This is a genomic window from Paenibacillus sp. LjRoot153 (genome assembly GCF_964253085.1).
Lineage (GTDB): Bacteria > Bacillota > Bacilli > Paenibacillales > NBRC-103111 > Paenibacillus_E.
The window spans coordinates 4,657,419-4,674,340 of record NZ_CAXUQH020000001.1; the positions used below are offsets into that span (position 1 = coordinate 4,657,419).

At 44.8% G+C, this 16,922-nt stretch carries 17 protein-coding genes and 1 pseudogene; 4 read left to right on the forward strand and 14 right to left on the reverse strand.

What is annotated here, in order from left to right; all coding sequences use genetic code 11:
* Positions 1–68: 68 nt before the first annotated feature.
* Positions 69–971, reverse strand: coding sequence for an S-layer homology domain-containing protein (locus ACSQ8P_RS20045; RefSeq protein WP_436236795.1), 903 nt, complete (start codon positions 969–971; stop codon positions 69–71).
* Between the two features lie 103 nt (positions 972–1,074).
* Positions 1,075–2,628, reverse strand: coding sequence for a tetratricopeptide repeat protein (locus ACSQ8P_RS20050; RefSeq protein WP_436236796.1), 1,554 nt, complete (start codon positions 2,626–2,628; stop codon positions 1,075–1,077).
* Between the two features lie 93 nt (positions 2,629–2,721).
* On the opposite strand from ACSQ8P_RS20050, the gene ACSQ8P_RS20055 reads away from it, so the two are divergent.
* Positions 2,722–3,600: an alpha/beta fold hydrolase gene (locus ACSQ8P_RS20055; RefSeq protein WP_436236797.1), complete on the forward strand. Its 879-nt coding sequence runs from the start codon at positions 2,722–2,724 to the stop codon at positions 3,598–3,600.
* A 10-nt stretch (positions 3,601–3,610) separates the two neighbouring features.
* On the opposite strand, the gene ACSQ8P_RS20060 is transcribed toward ACSQ8P_RS20055, so the two are convergent.
* From ACSQ8P_RS20060 to ACSQ8P_RS20085, 6 genes are all read right to left on the reverse strand, one after another.
* Complete coding sequence (locus ACSQ8P_RS20060) at positions 3,611–4,984, reverse strand: PDZ domain-containing protein (RefSeq protein ID WP_436236798.1); 1,374 nt, start codon at positions 4,982–4,984, stop codon at positions 3,611–3,613.
* Positions 4,985–5,014: 30 nt separating this feature from the next.
* On the reverse strand, positions 5,015–5,776 hold the full coding sequence (gene hisA, locus ACSQ8P_RS20065; protein WP_436236799.1) for a phosphoribosylformimino-5-aminoimidazole carboxamide ribotide isomerase: 762 nt from the start codon (positions 5,774–5,776) through the stop codon (positions 5,015–5,017).
* A gap of 94 nt (positions 5,777–5,870) precedes the next feature.
* Positions 5,871–6,350 (reverse strand): hypothetical protein, encoded by a 480-nt coding sequence (locus ACSQ8P_RS20070; RefSeq protein WP_436236800.1) that lies wholly within the window; start codon positions 6,348–6,350, stop codon positions 5,871–5,873.
* A gap of 15 nt (positions 6,351–6,365) precedes the next feature.
* On the reverse strand, positions 6,366–6,674 hold the full coding sequence (locus ACSQ8P_RS20075; RefSeq protein WP_056621264.1) for a hypothetical protein: 309 nt from the start codon (positions 6,672–6,674) through the stop codon (positions 6,366–6,368).
* A gap of 228 nt (positions 6,675–6,902) precedes the next feature.
* Positions 6,903–7,094 (reverse strand): hypothetical protein, encoded by a 192-nt coding sequence (locus ACSQ8P_RS20080; RefSeq protein WP_436236801.1) that lies wholly within the window; start codon positions 7,092–7,094, stop codon positions 6,903–6,905.
* Positions 7,095–7,150: 56 nt separating this feature from the next.
* On the reverse strand, positions 7,151–8,200 hold the full coding sequence (locus tag ACSQ8P_RS20085) for a YheC/YheD family protein (protein ID WP_436236802.1): 1,050 nt from the start codon (positions 8,198–8,200) through the stop codon (positions 7,151–7,153).
* Positions 8,201–8,416: 216 nt separating this feature from the next.
* On the opposite strand from ACSQ8P_RS20085, the gene ACSQ8P_RS20090 reads away from it, so the two are divergent.
* Positions 8,417–8,743 carry a hypothetical protein gene (locus ACSQ8P_RS20090; protein ID WP_436236803.1) on the forward strand — a complete coding sequence of 109 codons (327 nt, stop codon included), beginning with the start codon at positions 8,417–8,419 and terminating at the stop codon, positions 8,741–8,743.
* Positions 8,744–8,860: 117 nt separating this feature from the next.
* A complete protein-coding gene (locus ACSQ8P_RS20095; protein WP_436239567.1) occupies positions 8,861–9,697 on the forward strand; it encodes a YitT family protein in 837 nt (278 codons plus the stop codon).
* 407 nt (positions 9,698–10,104) lie between these two features.
* Here the strand turns inward: ACSQ8P_RS20095 and ACSQ8P_RS20100 are convergent, their stop codons facing one another.
* On the reverse strand, positions 10,105–11,139 hold the full coding sequence (locus ACSQ8P_RS20100) for a Gfo/Idh/MocA family protein (protein ID WP_436236804.1): 1,035 nt from the start codon (positions 11,137–11,139) through the stop codon (positions 10,105–10,107).
* Between the two features lie 147 nt (positions 11,140–11,286).
* Positions 11,287–11,532, reverse strand: coding sequence for an HPr family phosphocarrier protein (locus tag ACSQ8P_RS20105; RefSeq protein WP_436236805.1), 246 nt, complete (start codon positions 11,530–11,532; stop codon positions 11,287–11,289).
* A gap of 229 nt (positions 11,533–11,761) precedes the next feature.
* Here ACSQ8P_RS20105 and ACSQ8P_RS20110 point away from each other — a divergent pair, with 229 nt between their 5' ends.
* Entirely contained in the window at positions 11,762–12,652 is an 891-nt protein-coding gene (locus tag ACSQ8P_RS20110) for a cation diffusion facilitator family transporter (RefSeq protein ID WP_436236806.1), read from the forward strand.
* Between the two features lie 5 nt (positions 12,653–12,657).
* On the opposite strand, the gene thrS is transcribed toward ACSQ8P_RS20110, so the two are convergent.
* The 4 genes and pseudogenes from thrS to msrB all read right to left on the reverse strand — a co-directional run bounded on the left by thrS (position 12,658) and on the right by msrB (position 16,903).
* Positions 12,658–14,571, reverse strand: coding sequence for a threonine--tRNA ligase (thrS, locus tag ACSQ8P_RS20115; protein ID WP_436236807.1), 1,914 nt, complete (start codon positions 14,569–14,571; stop codon positions 12,658–12,660).
* Positions 14,572–14,957: 386 nt separating this feature from the next.
* Positions 14,958–15,497 carry a multicopper oxidase domain-containing protein gene (locus ACSQ8P_RS20120; protein WP_436239568.1) on the reverse strand — a complete coding sequence of 180 codons (540 nt, stop codon included), beginning with the start codon at positions 15,495–15,497 and terminating at the stop codon, positions 14,958–14,960.
* Positions 15,483–15,838 (reverse strand): annotated as a pseudogene (locus ACSQ8P_RS20125) (multicopper oxidase domain-containing protein); the annotation flags it as partial. The pseudogene ACSQ8P_RS20125 and the gene ACSQ8P_RS20120, both read right to left, overlap by 15 nt.
* A gap of 81 nt (positions 15,839–15,919) precedes the next feature.
* Positions 15,920–16,903: a peptide-methionine (R)-S-oxide reductase MsrB gene (gene msrB, locus ACSQ8P_RS20130; protein WP_436236808.1), complete on the reverse strand. Its 984-nt coding sequence runs from the start codon at positions 16,901–16,903 to the stop codon at positions 15,920–15,922.
* Between the last annotated feature and the right edge of the window lie 19 nt (positions 16,904–16,922).

The window sequence follows — 16,922 nt, forward strand, 5'->3', positions numbered from 1 at the left end:
TCCGAATTGACAGTGGTATTCGCACAAAAAAAGCCGCCATCCTCAACAGATGGCAGCATGTCAACTTCTTATTTCGCGCTAACTTCAGCCTTAACCTCATACTTCGAAGACACATAAGTCTCAGCCTTTGCCTCCGTCATGACTTGTGCATACATCATGTCAGGCTGTGGCTCTGTCAATGAATACTTCACGATTGCTTGACCACTCGACGCAAACTGGATGCTATCAATGCTAATGCCATAACCAGCATTCGGCTTGATTCCTCTGGAAAGTATCACTTTGTTCACATCATCGTTCACTTTTTCAACCGATACCGTTACTTCTTCTACTTGCGGCGGTTTCTGCACATGCGTCTCTAGCACACGAATAGCGTTGTACAGCCAGTTCGCGGCTTCTCCTCTTGTAAGCTCACTTTTGGGATTAAAGTTGCCGTTCCCATCAAGAGCCGTAATTTTGTACAGCAGTAATCTTTGAATTGTACCTTGATAATCCACGGTAAGCTGATCTTCATCTTTGATTTGGATATACATTTTTATCAGTGGAAACTGACCCTTGGTCTCAAGCGCTTTAACCAATAAATTCCCGAATTGTTCGCGTGTGATCGTTGCATTCGGGTTAACATCCTTCGGGATGTCCAGGTTGTGGTAATGCGCAATGATGAACGCATCCGCATACCAAGCATCATTCGGGATACTCGAATAGCTATCAGATGCTAAGGGTTGCTTAATGAAACGCATATTATCCAAGTTAAGGTCCAGGCCTTTGACGATCATTTGGACACTTTGTGCATAGCTGATTTTACCCTTCGGCACAAAATGCTCGTTATCAAAACCACTGACAATACCTCGATCTTTTAGTGCTAGGACCGCAGTTGCTTGTCCCTCTTCTAAGTCTGAGAACGCGTATGCGGAACCAAAGGTCAAACTACTGCCCAAAAGAATGCTTAAACTTAATGCTGCTATTTTTTTCATGCTAGTGCTCCTCTCATGTGCGGTTGGTATTTTGCACCATATAGGTTATGGATACTTTCCTAACGTCAGGAGCACTGAGATTGTTGCAGCTTAAGTCATTTTATTAATTCAATGAGATTAATAGCTCGCGCAAGGCAATTGCTTCCTCATGCTCTGGGGATTGCGAAAGCGTGCGATCTACATACCGCTTAGCCGCATCATCCTGTCCCAACTCGTAGTAGCACACCGCCATTTCATAGAGGACAGTCGGATCATTTTCCAACTTAGGCTGTGTTCGTTCAAAATACGGGATTGCATTCTGATACATATCCATCTGATACAATAATATCCCGCAAGCTAGCGCAACATCTGTGTTACCATCCATTGGATAATAATGTGCCCACATGAGATCAATTCCTTGCTGAAGCGCAGTCCACTCATGTTCCCCGCCATCTGGAATCAGATCAATAAGACGTTTGGTACAGGGCAGCAGAAACTGTGTATCATAACCACTCAAACGCCATAAGGCCAAAAGTTGAGGCATCGTCTTCTGCTCCACCTGTGTATCGAAAGCTTCCTTTAGATTGAAAAAATCATCAGGACCAAATCGCTCCACAAACCTATCATACGCTAATCTTGTTAGTACATACTGGTCAGGTTCGGAAAGATTGAGCAAACATCCGATGTTTAAATATGTATAGGGATGCTTCGTGAACAGTACCTGTGCCCCCTGCGCTTCGCACACATAGCTAATCGCATGATAATTCGCCGTTAATGAAATGCTGCCGTGATGAATGAGCTTCGGGGGCTCGTTATATTCCCAGCTTTCTAAGCGATGATCTCCTTTATCAGCGGTGAGCAGCAGGAACCCCTCCTGGGATAATGCTTTCAATCGATGTAAACATGCCAAGCCTACTTCAGGCAAAAGAATGTGTGAATCTGAAATATGCTGTCGATACACATTTAATAGCTCACGATATGGGTAGGAATCGTCATCATACATGTGTTCCCGTTGATACTGATAGCTCCCTACGACCTCTTTCAACTGCTGGGAAGCGCTCAGTTCATGAGCACCTTCTGGAAATTGCAATGAAATCCGGCAATCATATACGTGTTGATCCTCGACATAAATTAATTCCTGTGGCAGACTGTCAAAAAAATAATTCGCCAAAATAACTAGCGGCTGCGCCAGATCACCCGATTCAATGCGTTCGCCGGCATGCTGTAAATAAATTTCATTATCCTGCACCGCGTCGAATTTCGCAAAATCCAGCACTCCTTGCTCCACAAATGGCGTTAAGCAGGTATGCTGCCGCCAGAACGCAATGTTCTTCTCTGCCAAATCGCTCATCACATACCGAAACGGTGGCAGTTGTATTCTAGCTGTTTGCGTAAGCTTCGTTAACTCCTGCAACACATAAAAAGCGAATTGACCCGACCCCGCTCCTAGCTCAAGGATCATCACACATGCTGCCAACTGCCCCATTCTTGCTCGATCCTGCAAGAAACCAAATAACATTTCCGCATAAGAAATAGCCATTACCCGATTACTTGTTATGTACTGCGGCACATCTCCGCTCTGCCAAGCCGTAATACCCTGTTCCTCATAATAGGCCCGCTGCAGCTCCCAAATAGGCGCTTCACTAAATCGGTACAACTTCTGCTCTATATGCGTCATTCTGAGATCCAATTCCCTTCCAATTCAATTTCCAATCGCACAAACGTCATCTGGGCATATAGTAATATATCACTTCGCGAGAGGAAGACCACAATGACTTATCTGAATGAGAATTACCAGAATCCAGGCCCATCATGGCCAATACCTTATCCAGCCAATCCCATGCCTACGAACTGGCCTTATATGCCACCCCCTTGGATCCAAGAGGAAAACGCCAATTACCGTGCAAAAGAGCAGCCACTTACATTCGTACTTGTCCATGGTTCCTGGGCGGATGCCAGCTTCTGGGCCGGCATTGCTTCAGAGCTAAGCAAAAAAGGCCATACCGTCTTCGTCCCTGAATTTCCTGGACATGGCGCTGACCCGAATAAAAATGTGACTCATGCGATGATAAGCAAATCTGTCGCGGATTTCATCATTTCGCATAAACTTCATAACGTCGTCCTTGTTGGCCATAGTTTTGGAGGTTCAGTGATCCAAAAAGTAGCAGAGCTAGTACCTGATCGCTTGAAGCGAATCGTTTTTCTCAATGCTTTTGTCCTCAAAGATGGCGGAATGCTTGCTGATGAGTTACCCCCACAAGTCGTTGAACAATTTAAGAAGCTTATTGCAAGCTCCAAAAACAATACGATTACGCTGCCTTTTGACTTTTTTAGGGATGCCTTTACCAATCTGGCCAGTCTTAGCCAAGCCCAACAGATCTACAAAAAAGCTTTCCCCGAACCAGCAGGTCCTTTATTCGAGAAATTAGATCTAAAGAAATTTTATAGCCTTCCTATTCCCAAAAGCTACGTACACCTCATGGAAGATAATGTGATTCCACTTGGCGATCCAAACTATGGTTGGCATCCGCACATGTCTAGTCGATTGGGCTTATTTCGCTTCATTCAACTGCATGGCGATCATATGACGACCGCTTTTTACGAGCCCAAACTCGTTGCCGGCAAGCTATATGAAGCTGCTCGAGACTAACTCGTACGAATTATGATGAGCAACTGGATACTCCATCTTTGGGATTAGCTTTCAACCAATTCAATATATCATCTAACGTTCGCACGGGTACGATAAGTAGATCGCCGGCACCTTTTCTCGCATCTGCTTCATTAGACACAGGAACGAAAAACACATCCGCATTCGTTCGGCTCACGGTATAGGCTTTCTGAACGAGCCCACCGACAGGGCCGACGGAACCATCCCATTCAATGGTTCCTGTCCCTGCAACGTGATGACCATATGTCACACCGCATGGTGTTAGCTGGTCAATAAGCGTTAATGCCAGCATCGCTCCATGGGAAGGTCCACCTTCGTGCAACAAATAGTTATGATACGTCACAACATCAGGGATATCGTATTGGAGTTCATTCGCAATCATGATTCCGATGGATGCACGAGCTGGATCGTCTGTATTTGCACGCGTGGCTACCGTCAATTCGACCTTCGCTTTATTACGTACCACAGACAGTCTAATCGATTCGCCTGGTTTGATTCCATGCATCCGCTCGCTAAGTTCCTGAGTCGTGGTAATCGGCTGTCCGTTCAATGCTGTAATGACATCGCTTGGCTGCAGCACCTCTGCGGCTTTCGTATTTTGCAAAACGGCCGTAATCCGAACGCCATCTGATAGGATGCCTTTGCCTATCCCCACTTTATGGAAGGCGATCGCACTACCCGAGGCGTTCGCATCTTCCTTCATCGTACGAACTTCCTGATTATATTCGCCGAGGGACATCCCTAACGTTTCTATCTTCTCAAAGGTGTAATCTTTAAAAAGCTTCGCATACACCCAGTCCATTGGAAACGCCGGCCGTTCGAAAATAAGAACACCCGAAATATCGCCATGCTTGGAGCCGCCTTCGGCTTGCGCGTATCGGTTCATATTTAGCGTAATGCCCGGATAGGTCACTAAATATTGGGTTGGATATAGCATCACAAGCAAGAGACCGAGTGTCACACCAAAAACGATCATACTTTGGCGTGGTATCTTGCGTTTCTTCCTTTCGTGCAGGACGATATCCGTTGCGATAAGAAGCAGACTAATGATCATAGCGGAAGCAGAGAACTCCAGCTTTTTGGGTATGGAAACCACAATAACAACACTAAGTAAACATACGAAACCAATTAGGCCACGAAATACTTTCATCCTCCGTGTTTGCGACTGTGCAAGGTGCAGGAGAGCAGCTATCATCCAGATCAAGGGAACAATTGCTATCGCGTAAATCAGTAAATCTATAAGATCTATCCAATAAAAACGGGTCCCCCATCTTAACGGATCTGGCAGCCAAACTAGCTCGCCAATCATAATTAACAGGAGGATCATACCAATTCCCCAAACATACAGCTTGTGCCAAAGTGCCATCGCACACATCCTTTTTGCGAAAAAATAACTCTACAATGTGTCGCTTAACTGTTGGACAACTTCATCATACGAAAGTTTCCCACCGAAAATATCAAGGGCACTGCCTATCGTAATATCTAATTTCCCTTGGGAAAGTTGTCTAAATAACTTCAAATCCTCAAATGATCTGGCACCGCCTGCATAGGTAGTTGGAATTGTCACCCACTCAGCCAAAGAACTTACGAGACTTTGTTGGATGCCACTCTGCTTTCCTTCCACATCAACCGCATGTATCAGAAATTCATCACAATACTGCTCAAAGAACCGTATCGTCTTTTGATTCACTTCCACATCACTTAACTGTTTCCATTGATTGGTTGCCACATACCACTTGCCATCTTTTTCTTTGCAGCTAAGATCAATAACTAATTTTTCTTTACCAATCGCTTCAACGATCCGCGTAAGATTTTCCATATTCAGCTGTCCATCGCGGAAAATATAAGACGTTACAATCACATGTGATGCCCCTTGCTCCAGATAAAAGCTTGCGTTCTCCGCTTGTATGCCTCCGCCGATTTGCAGTCCCCCTGGATACGCAGCAAGTGCTTTTATCGCTTCCTCCTTATTACCATCGCCGAGCATGATGACATGCCCGCCGGTTAAATGATCTCTTTTGAACATATCCGCATAATACGTTGAATCATACGAAGACACGAAATTCTCAACGACTGCTTGCCCCTCGCCACCCAAGGTTTCACCGACAATTTGTTTCACTTTTCCGTTATGTAGATCGATACATGGTCTAAATTTCATGACGTTATGTTTCCCCTTTGACATTCGTAGTACTTGAACGATTTTCCATTCATTATATCACAAAAAGCCCTCCAAGGAGGGCTCTCATGCACGGTTACTTCTTATCGAAGCCTTCTTCTTCCAAATACTCTTGTACTTCTTCATACGTCTCAAAAGCACAATCGAGGTTTTCTCCTGCGTAGATATACCATAAATCTTCCACAAAAGTTACACTCAACGTATTGCCATCTTCATCCACCCAAATCTCTTCTTGAGGGTCTTGAACTTCCTCGACCTTCGAAATCTTAGGACTACCGCTACGAGTTAAAGACTGAATCGACTTCGCAATGATCTCACGAAGCTCGTCTTCACTATAATCCCGAATGTTAATTAAACCTTTCGCGTCCACCGTACAACCTGGGATGTATTCGGCATACACGAATCCATTTCCATTTGGGTGAAGATGATAAAGAACGGTTGTCTTCTCATAATCACTTTCTAGATAATGAAAATTAATTCGTCCCAGTGAAACATCCTTTCGCTGCAGTTCAGGGAAGGATGTTGCAATTGCTAACTTTTCGTCTAAACTAAGCATACAAGCCCCCGTAACTTAATCAATCACTTGAATTTTAAACACGTTCTCAAGCTTACCGTCCGCTCTCTTCTTCAGAGGCACTTTAATATCTCTTCCGAGCTCTTTGAAAAAAGTCTCAACATCACATTGTACATTTGAAAGAACAACTTTAAATGAACCATCTTGGACGATATTCTGATTTGCTTCAGCAGGCACCGTAATATCAACTGCGTACTTCTTCGTTAACGTGTTAATATAACGACTAAAAATTTCAATTAGCTCCTCATTATTGAAATTTTCGATTACCACTTTGCCCTTGTTTGTAAAATTTAAATGAACGTTCACCTTTAAATGTCCCCTTTTCCTGTACACCCTGTATTTGCTTGTGGGTAAAAGCCTACATCGAACGAATAATGCTTCACTTCTATTTTACTTGTTTATAGGGGTATGAAGCAACACAAATGCCAAATTCATTTTCTGTACACAAAAAGAAGCAGGTATTTCCCTGCCTCTACGGGTATTGCTTCTATACTAATTATGCCACATTTACCTAATTTCTACGCATAAATGGCATTAAGCTTTTTGCGGAATTCGTCTTATACGAGTCTGGATACGATTAATTGAGATGATTCGAAATTCGCCAAACGTTATGATACGCTGACGAACAACTTCGGGAAAGTTTGGATGATAAACTTCCAAACGATCATCAAGCTCGTTATACCATGGCAATAAATTCATTTTAATAACGAGAACACGCTCACTCACATCCCCACTCCACCTTTTCCACGCAGGTTTACTATATGATTTGCGTCTAATTGGATTCACTTGCTCAATAAATATTTGGCATAAAGCATCGGTGTTTCATACGTACGATAAAAAGTCTTGTTCAAATTCAAATGCTTATATTGATATCGCTGATCCCGGCCATTGACTTCAATTAACCATATCGCACCTTGATCATCAATCCCGATATCCATTCCCACATCAGAGATCGATGGAATTTGCTGACTCAAGCTCTCTGCGATCTGAAGCGCTGCTTTTTCAACCTGTTTTCTTTTTACTGCAGGGTCAAAGCCGTTACTTTGGAACAACTTCTCACAAAGCACTGCTTCACCGCCCTTTGCCAAATTCGTGACATGGCGGCCATCTGCAGCGACCTTCCCAGCTATCCCGGTAACTCCCCATTGTCCTTTATCACCACGTTGTACCGATACCCTTAAGTCATAAGGGCGTCCATCATACATCGAAAGTGGAATCGCTTTTTGAATTAAATAGGATTGGCCATTGACTTTCTTATCTATAAAATCAATCGTTTGCTGCTCAGCAAGCTGCCGCGGTAATTGATTACTCCACCATACCTGCCATATCTGATCTGGCATTGCAGATACCTTTAGTACACCTTTACCCACAGAGCTATTAGTAGGTTTCACAAAAAAGGAAACGTATCGACTCATCGCCTTCACTAGATTTTCACGTGAGTACTTCATTGCATGAGGAAGAAATGCTGAGCTTTCGGTACTCGCACGTAACAAGCGATGAATATAAAGCTTATCATGTCTATTTTGACCATTAAAAACTTGGCTTATCTTAGCTATAGCTTGTAATTTCTGTTGCGAAGTTGGGGAGAGCGTCATCGCACGATTGTGAATCACCTTAGGGATCGGCATGCGTTTCAACGTGTACTTCTGATTCTCAAAACACAAGCCCAGCGCTGACTTTGTGTTAACATGTTTTAAGCACATATAAAAAGGAATCATTCCAAGCTCAACTGCAGCCTGATTATAGTAGTCGATATGCTCATATCCGGTTTGCTTCCGAAGGATGCCGAGATAGGTTTTACGATCTAGGAGAATGCCAATCACACTGCTCACAGTTTCACCTCTCCTACTAGGGTTCATCCTACTAATGTATGCACAATTGGCCTAAAGGGTCCAAATTCACGAAAGGAAATCGTGACAACGGGTTCTCAAACTGTGTCGAGTTTGACTCATTGGAAATGAAGTGCTACAATTCAAGCAAATTTGGATTCATATTGTCTGGAGGGGATGGTTGTGAACCCTTTAACACGCAGATGCTGTTGGACAATCATGGTCTGGCTGATTCTCGGACTTTTCGTCTTCCCATTAACACCCCCTATATCCAATCATGCCTCAGCCGATACCGATGTTCTCATTTCAGCCAATACCACTCAGGTCTTGACTAGTCAACAGCAACCGCCTTCTAAGGAATTCATTCATATCTACGAAAATAAAATTCACCTGCATGACCAGTTTCACAAACACTATGAAATGACCGTTTTTGTTGTATTTATCGTTTTTTTGACAAATTTAATCTGGAAAAAGCTGAAAGTTATACTACTTGCTTTCCTCAAATTCACCTCACGTTATGCGGGCCTCATTCCTTCTTACACATAAGTAACGAAATTGAATGATTGAGGAAAAGAGGAAACTTTCATGGCTAATTCATCAACAGGTGCTGAACAAACACAAACACAGGCACAAGCGCAAGCGCAACATCGGAAACTAACGAGAATGAAGTTCGCACGTAGAATCTTTTTTATGATTATTGGGACGATCCTAGTCTCGATTGGATTAGAAATCTTCTTAGTTCCTAATCATATTATTGATGGCGGAATCGTAGGTATTTCCATTATCCTATCTCATTTATCCGGTTTCCCAATTGGTATATTTCTTGTTTTGCTAAATCTTCCGTTTGTCTTGCTCGGGTATAAGCAAATCGGCAAAACCTTTGCCATTTCAACCACGTTTTCAGTCGTGCTTATGTCCATTGGCACTACATTACTGCATCCCGTTCAAGCGATTACCATTGATCCACTATTAGCTGCCGTATTCGGAGGGATTATCCTCGGGGTTGGCGTAGGACTCGTAATCCGCTCGGGAGGCTCACTGGACGGAACGGAAATCGTAGCCATTTTATTTAGTAAAAAAATGCCCTTCTCCGTAGGCGAAATTGTCATGTTCTTCAACTTTTTCATTCTTGGCAGCGCAGGCTTCGTCTTCGGATGGGATCGCGCGATGTATTCTCTGATTGCCTATTTCATTGCTTTCAAAATGATTGATATCACGATAGAGGGTCTCGATCAATCGAAATCGGTTTGGATTATCAGCGATGAGTATGAAAAAATTGGGGATTCGATTACGAATCGGTTAGGTCGGGGAGTCACATACCTCAAAGGCGAAGGCGCTTTTACGGGTGATAATAAAAAGGTCATCTTCAGCGTCATCACACGACTCGAAGAAGCGAAGCTCAAATCTATCGTCGACGACCTGGATCCCAAAGCTTTCCTGGCCATCGGGAATATCCACGATGTTAAGGGTGGACGGTTTAAAAAGAAAGATATTCATTAATTATTCGGGGCTTCGCCTCCCAGCCGGCGCTTAGCGTTGGCGATTAACATTCAATCACAGCGTAAATCTTTGAGCGCCACCTCCATTTGCCCGTCATTGCGAATAACTGGATTTCATACAGCTAATTTCACTCAAACTATGCGAAAATGACAAATAACTGGATTTCATGTAGCTAAATGGTCTCGATTTCTTCTAAATCGTCGATTCTGGCAAATTTAGCTGCAGGAAATCCATCTAAACTGTGTTTTCGGCTGGATATTGTGAAATTAGCTGTATGTTTTCCATTTAGTTGGTAGGTTGGAACTTGAAATACCTACATTAACTGACCTGTTACACACAGAAAAGCCAACAATCCCACACCGCGGTGTGAATTGTTGGCTTTTTATTATGCCTCGCAGTTACTCTGCTTAGGTCCAGTACGAGCGCAGGTCGACCTTCTGGCCCAGCTTCGCGCTGTCCAGCGCGCCCAATACCATCGCCATGCTCTTGATATTGTCGCGGCAATCGGTCTCCGCGCGGCGGCCTTCGGCCAGCGCCGCGAACATCTCGTCCAAGCAGCCGGCATGGCCGCTGCGACCAGACCAGTTCACGTTCGCGTCCACGCGCGTGAACTCGCGAAGGAACTTGCCATCTTGGTCGCCGGCAGCCACAACCTCCGCGTACGGCGCACCCGCACCGTCCCACAGAGCGGTGCCCCGCTCGCCCGTCACGCGCCAGGCCGCCTCCCAGGAGGTCGGCGCACCTTCCGCGCACCAGGAGCCGCGGTAACAGAACACAGAGCCGTCTGACATCTCGTAGATGCAGATCGCGGAGGCATTCCCGGCATACCAGGAGCCGGGCGGGTTAAATTCTTGGCAATACACCGAAACGGGGTCTGCCCCCGTAATAAAACGAGCCTGATCGAACGTATGGATCGCCATATCTAGAATAAGCGGACTTTCCATCGCATCGCGAAAGCCCCCAAAATGCGGCCCCAGAAAGAAGTCCGCACCAACATAGCCAACTCGACCAATCGTGCCGGATTGGATCAACTCGCGAAAGGCGCGAATATTCGCGTCATAACGACGATTTTGCATCACAGCTAATGATTTACCTGCTTCATCTGCAATCTGAATTAGCTTCCTAGCCTCGTCCATCGTAGCTGCCATCGGTTTCTCCCCGAGAACATCACACCCATTTTGAAGCGCTGATCTTCCGACTTGGAAGTGACTCGCCGGGATCGTAATATCCAATACTAGATTGGCCTCATTGTCACGAATCGCTGCTTCAACATCCGTATACACACCACAGGTCAGCCCATGACGCTCAGCCATCGCTTGCGCGAACTCCGCTTTTATATCAACAAGCGCAACGATTTCGCACCCATGTCTTTGCTTCATATTTTCAACCCACACATTGGCCATACCGCCACACCCAACAACAACCACGCGATAGCTACTCATCGATAAATGACCTCCAACAGCCTTTACTAGCGTGTCTCCACACCGATTATATCTGCTATTCTACCCCTTTTATCTTGTTATCGCTCTATCCAATCTTGTCGCAAAACTGTCCCATTATGTGCTCTGAAAGCGCATACGAACAAGCAGTTAACAAAAGATCCGAAATAAATCAAAAATAAAATGCATAGCCTCTTCCTCATCCTTACCTCTCGTGAGTAAACGCAGTGTTGTGCCTGCCTTGATAGGGACTAACAGCATACCTAATACACTTTTCACATCAACCTTATGGTGCTTATCATCAAACTGAAAGTCGAGAGTGATATCAGAAATAAAATGAGATGATTTCACAGAAATACCAGATAAATCGCTTCGCTCTAAATCCTTTGTAATCATAAATTCATGTACGCGCACGCTGCTCGACTTCCTTTCCAGGTCATTTGGAGGTTTGTGATTTCTCATTATGTGTGGTATTATACAAAGATATTTGTGAAAAGTGAAGTGTTGAATATGACTAATTTTGATAGTTTACTAGATTCTCATAAAAATAACAGCCCAATCCCCCGACCTTAGGTCGAGGGATTTTTTTTCCTTCGGGAAACACTTCTGCAGGAGGTCATCATTCATGCACGTCAACAACAAGTCATCGGTTTGGGCCATTTGGCTCTCCCTCATCAGTAACATTTTATTAACGATTATCAAAATTATTATCGGTCTCATATTTAACAGTGAAGTCCTCATGGCAGACGGCGTTCATAACGCAGGAGACATTATTGCAACCATTGCCGCACTAAGTGCCATGCGGATTTCCAAGCTCCCAGCAGATGAAGATCACCCATATGGCCACGGTAAAGCCGAAGTACTGGGATCAGGCTTTGTTGCTTTCATCCTTGTAACAGCTGCACTTTATATCGGATACCACGCAGTTGCGGCTTTATTCCATGAACCAAGCGCACCAAGTCTAATCGCCTTAATCGCTTCAGCAGTTTCCGTGGTATGGAAATATCTTCTTTATGTATACACCATGCGAATCGGACGTAGTACGAACAGCAAAGGCTTAATTGCGACAGCTCATGATCATATAGCCGATGTGTATGCCTCGCTAGCAGCTGTTGTAGGTATTGGCTTAGCTTTCATTGGTAAAGCTTATGACATTTACTGGTTAGCCTATGGCGATGCAGCGGCCGGAGTTATTGTATCTGTCCTAGTTTTGAAACTAGGCATCGAAATGGCCAAAGAATCCTTTGATATTCTCATGGAAAAAACCGTCGATCAACACATGCTTTCGCAATATACAGCGTTGATCGAAGCGGTTCCTGGCGTGAAACGTATTGATCGTGTACGTGCGAGAGAGCACGGACATTATATTCTCGTAGATGCTCGAATTTCAGTACATGGTGAACTGACCATCCAACAAGGCCATGACATTTCACGTGCCATCAAGAAATCCATTATGGATCAGCATAGTGACGTAGATGAAGTTCTGATCCATTTGAATCCTTGGTACGAAAACTAATCTCGTTACTGTTTCGCCGCAATTTCTGACTTGATTTGCTCCATAATCTCCGGCAGTGATCTTATTCCAAGATCACCCTCTCCTCGTTTTCGGATGGAGACACCGCCGGAGATTTGTTCTTTTTCACCAAGGATGAGCATGTACATGACTTTGTCTAGCTGGGCTTCGCGAATTTTATATCCTAATTTTTCTGCCCGCGCATCCAATTCCACACGTATTCCTGCCTCTTCAAGCGATTTCTTCACTTGGAAGGCATAATCCACATAGTGATCAGAAACTGGCAGAAGTTTCACTTGAACAGGTGCCAGCCACAATGGGAACGCTCCCGCATAATGCTCCGTTAAAATCCCGATAAAACGATCAATCGAACCATACACGGCTCGATGAATCACAACTGGTCGATGCTTGAGACTATCATCTCCAATATAAGTCAAATCGAATTTTTCAGGCATTTGGAAATCCAATTGGATCGTTCCGCACTGCCAACTCCGCTTTAAGGCATCGAGGATGTGAAAATCAATTTTGGGCCCATAGAAAGCGCCATCCCCCTCATTAATACGGTACGCGATCCCTCTTGTATCCAGGACATTCTGCAACGATTGCTCCGCTTGATCCCAGAGCTCACTTGAACCCATATAATCATCTGGTCTTGTCGAAAGCTCAATTCGATATTCGAAACCAAATACGTGATAGACATGCGAGATCAGCTCAATAACCCGCCCGATTTCATCCTCAATTTGTTCTGGCAGAACGAAGAGATGGGCATCATCCTGACAAAAAGTCCGTACACGCATCATCCCATTCAACGCTCCCGAAAACTCATGACGATGAACCTGACCAAATTCTGCAAGGCGAATCGGTAATTCCCTGTAGGAGTGTAAACTATTTTTATAAATCAACATGTGACCTGGGCAATTCATCGGTTTCAGCGCAAACTTTGTTTCGTCTACATGCGTAAAGTACATATTGTCTTTATAATGATCCCAATGCCCCGATTCCTCCCAAATGCGATTATTCATCATCAGAGGTGTACGCACTTCATCATATTCTCTATGGCGCTGCAGCTCTCTAGCGAAATTCTCAAGTTCATTCCGGAGGATCATCCCCTTCGGCAAATAGAAGGGCATACCCGGCGCTTCTTCCGAGAACATAAAGAGTTCAAGCTCTTTACCGAGTTTGCGATGGTCTCGATTCTTTGCTTCTTCGAGCCTATGCAGATGGTCATCTAACTGCGCTTTCTTCAGAAAGGCAGTGCCATAGATCCGTTGCAGCATGGGATTCTTCGCGTCTCCTCGCCAATACGCCCCTGCGACATGGAGCAGTTTAAAAGCTTTAATTCTTCCAGTTGAAGGGAGATGCGGTCCTCGACAAAGATCGAAGAATTCCCCTTGCTCATAGATCGAAATCAACACGTCTGCGGGCAGATCTCGGATAAGTTCAAGCTTATAAGATTCATCCAACTTCGCAAAAATATCCAGGGCTTCCTCTCGGCTGACGACTCGTCGAACAATCGGAATGTTCTCTTGAATGATTTGACTCATTACGTCTTCTATTGCTCTTAGATCTTCAGTTGATAATGGTTTCTCAATCTCGATATCATAATAAAAACCATCTTCAATGATAGGTCCAATACCAAGTTTAATGGCCTGCGCCCCATAGATCCGTTTAAGCGCTTGAGCTAATACATGCGCTGTACTATGACGATAAACCTCTAACCCCTGTTCACTCTCCAAAGTGACGATTTCGATGTGGCCATCCGCTTCAATTTGTTGCTGTAAATCGACCAATTGGCCGTTCATTTTGCCCGCGATCGCTTGCTTCCTCAGCCCCACACTAATCGATTCAGCAACTTGTTCAAACGTCGTGCCTTGACCATACCTCCTACTTGTTCCATCTGGCAAAATCACTTGAATTTCCATGCCTTCCATGCCTCCCTTTCCTTGTAGTTGTGAACGCAAAAAAACGCATCTCTCCCAGAAAGGGACGAGTGCGTTCAGCTCGTGGTTCCACCCTAATTCGACTCCCATGACGGAAGTCCTTATTAGTATCCGTTATCGGGGATAAGGCGGTGTCACTTACTACTCTGCGTTACTTCGCAGTGGGTTCAGCGTCACAGCTACAAAGGGGTAATTTTCAACCGGCAACAGGAGAAGATTTCAGCTAGTACTTCTCTCTCTGGGCAGTTCGTGATGAAAATCATGTCTTTGATCATAACTTCATATGTGATTATGGAACTCATATTACCTACTTCAGCAGGTCAACGTCAAGGGGCATCCGAGGATAAAATAACTATAGCCATTCTCTCCTACACATACTGAACGACCGTGAACATGCCACCCGTTGGCTTCGTCATGTTATTCGATGTATGATGCGGCATATGACAATGCAGTGGCCAAACGCCAGGATTTTGCGCTGAAAATTCAATATCCGTGGTTACTCCGCTAGGCACAAGTATCGTGTTGCGCAGCTCTCTATTGAAATGAGGAATCGTGTTCCCATCTGCAGCTGCCACCCAGAACTGATGTCCATGCAAATGGATGGGATGCGCATTCATCCCGATATTCCCAAAGCGAATACGCACTTCCTCCCCATAACGGACAGGTAACCGAGTTGTATGTGGAAAGCAGCGACCATTCATTGTAAAAAAGTTAAAGCTATCCGACATCGTATCCAGCTCAAAATACCCCGTCTTCACCACGCCTTTACCCATGCCTTTCAAGTGAAACTCCTGCAGCATAATGAAATAGTCCCGCTGGGCACTGCATTCATATGGATCCTCAATGATGAAACCTCCACCTAAGCCCATTAACTCTTGAAATGCAGTGTCTACATGGGTGTGATACATATGCGTGCCTGGCGGATTGATAATTTGAAAATGATAATCATAATATTGGCCTTGCTCTATATAAGGTGAGGGTTCAACGGCTGGCACGCCATCCATGGCACATCTAGCCCATGCCAGTGCACACTTGTGGCCTCCGGCAGCCGATTGTGTACGCGAATAGTCACCCAATCGCCGGATAAAACACGTATCGTCGGACCTGGAATGCTGCCGTTGTATCCCCACCCTTTGAAGAACACACCTGGTAAAATTTCTTGCTCAACCGGCTCAGCGATCAGTTCAAAAAACTTCACACCCTGCAGATTAACATAGCTAAGATCTCGCAAATTTGGTGATACGACCATGGCAACTCCCTCCCGCTTCAACGCTCCATAGTTAAATGTATGCGGGAATGGTTGAGACTTACCTGTCTTACCTGTAACACCTTACTTCTGGTCGAAGAATCGCAGGTAAGCGCCGTAGCCTTCCTTCTCCATGTCAGCCAGTGGAATGAATCGCAACGAAGCTGAATTGATGCAGTAACGAAGTCCATTTGGACCTGGACCATCATTAAAAACATGACCCAAATGTGAGTCCGCCTCCGTGCTACGAACCTCTGTCCGTACCATGAAATGACTCGTATCTGTTACTTCTTTCACATGTCCTTCGAATAATGGCTTGGTGAAGCTAGGCCAGCCGCAGCCTGAATCGAATTTATCATAAGAAGTAAATAAGGGCTCTCCAGAAACGATGTCCACGTAGAGACCTTTTTCTTTGTGATCATGGAACTCATTCTGGAAGGGACGCTCTGTTGCATTATTTTGCGTAACTTCATATTGCAGAGGAGTAAGAGCTTTCTTGCGCTCTTCTTTATCCTTCGCCGTGTTCCAATATTGGGAGATATACGCATCGCGCCCTGAACCTTTACGGTAGGCTTTGTAGTGAAGCGGATTTTTGTGATGATAATCCTGATGATACTCTTCGCCTGGATAAAAAGCTTCCGCATCAATTCGCTCAATTTCCGTCACGATTGGACGATCGAATCGACCGCTGTCCTGCAGCGCTTGTTTGGACGCCTCAGCTTTGGCGAACTGTTCATCGCTATGAGCGAAAATCGCCGTACGATACGAGGATCCCCGATCATGAAATTGACCTCCGGCATCGGTCGGATCAATTTGACGCCAGTAAGTCTCAAGCAATTTGTCGTACGGATACAATTCCGGGTCAAATGTAATTTGCACAGCTTCCGCATGCCCCGTCGTCTCGGAACACACCTCTTTGTATGTTGGATTGGTCGTGTGCCCGCCTATATAACCGGAAACAACAGAAATAATGCCTGGCAGTGACTCGAAAGGCGTCACCATACACCAGAAACAACCTCCTGCAAACGTCGCTTTATCTGAATGAACTTTATGAATAGAATCTGTCATGTTTATCGCCACCTCTTTC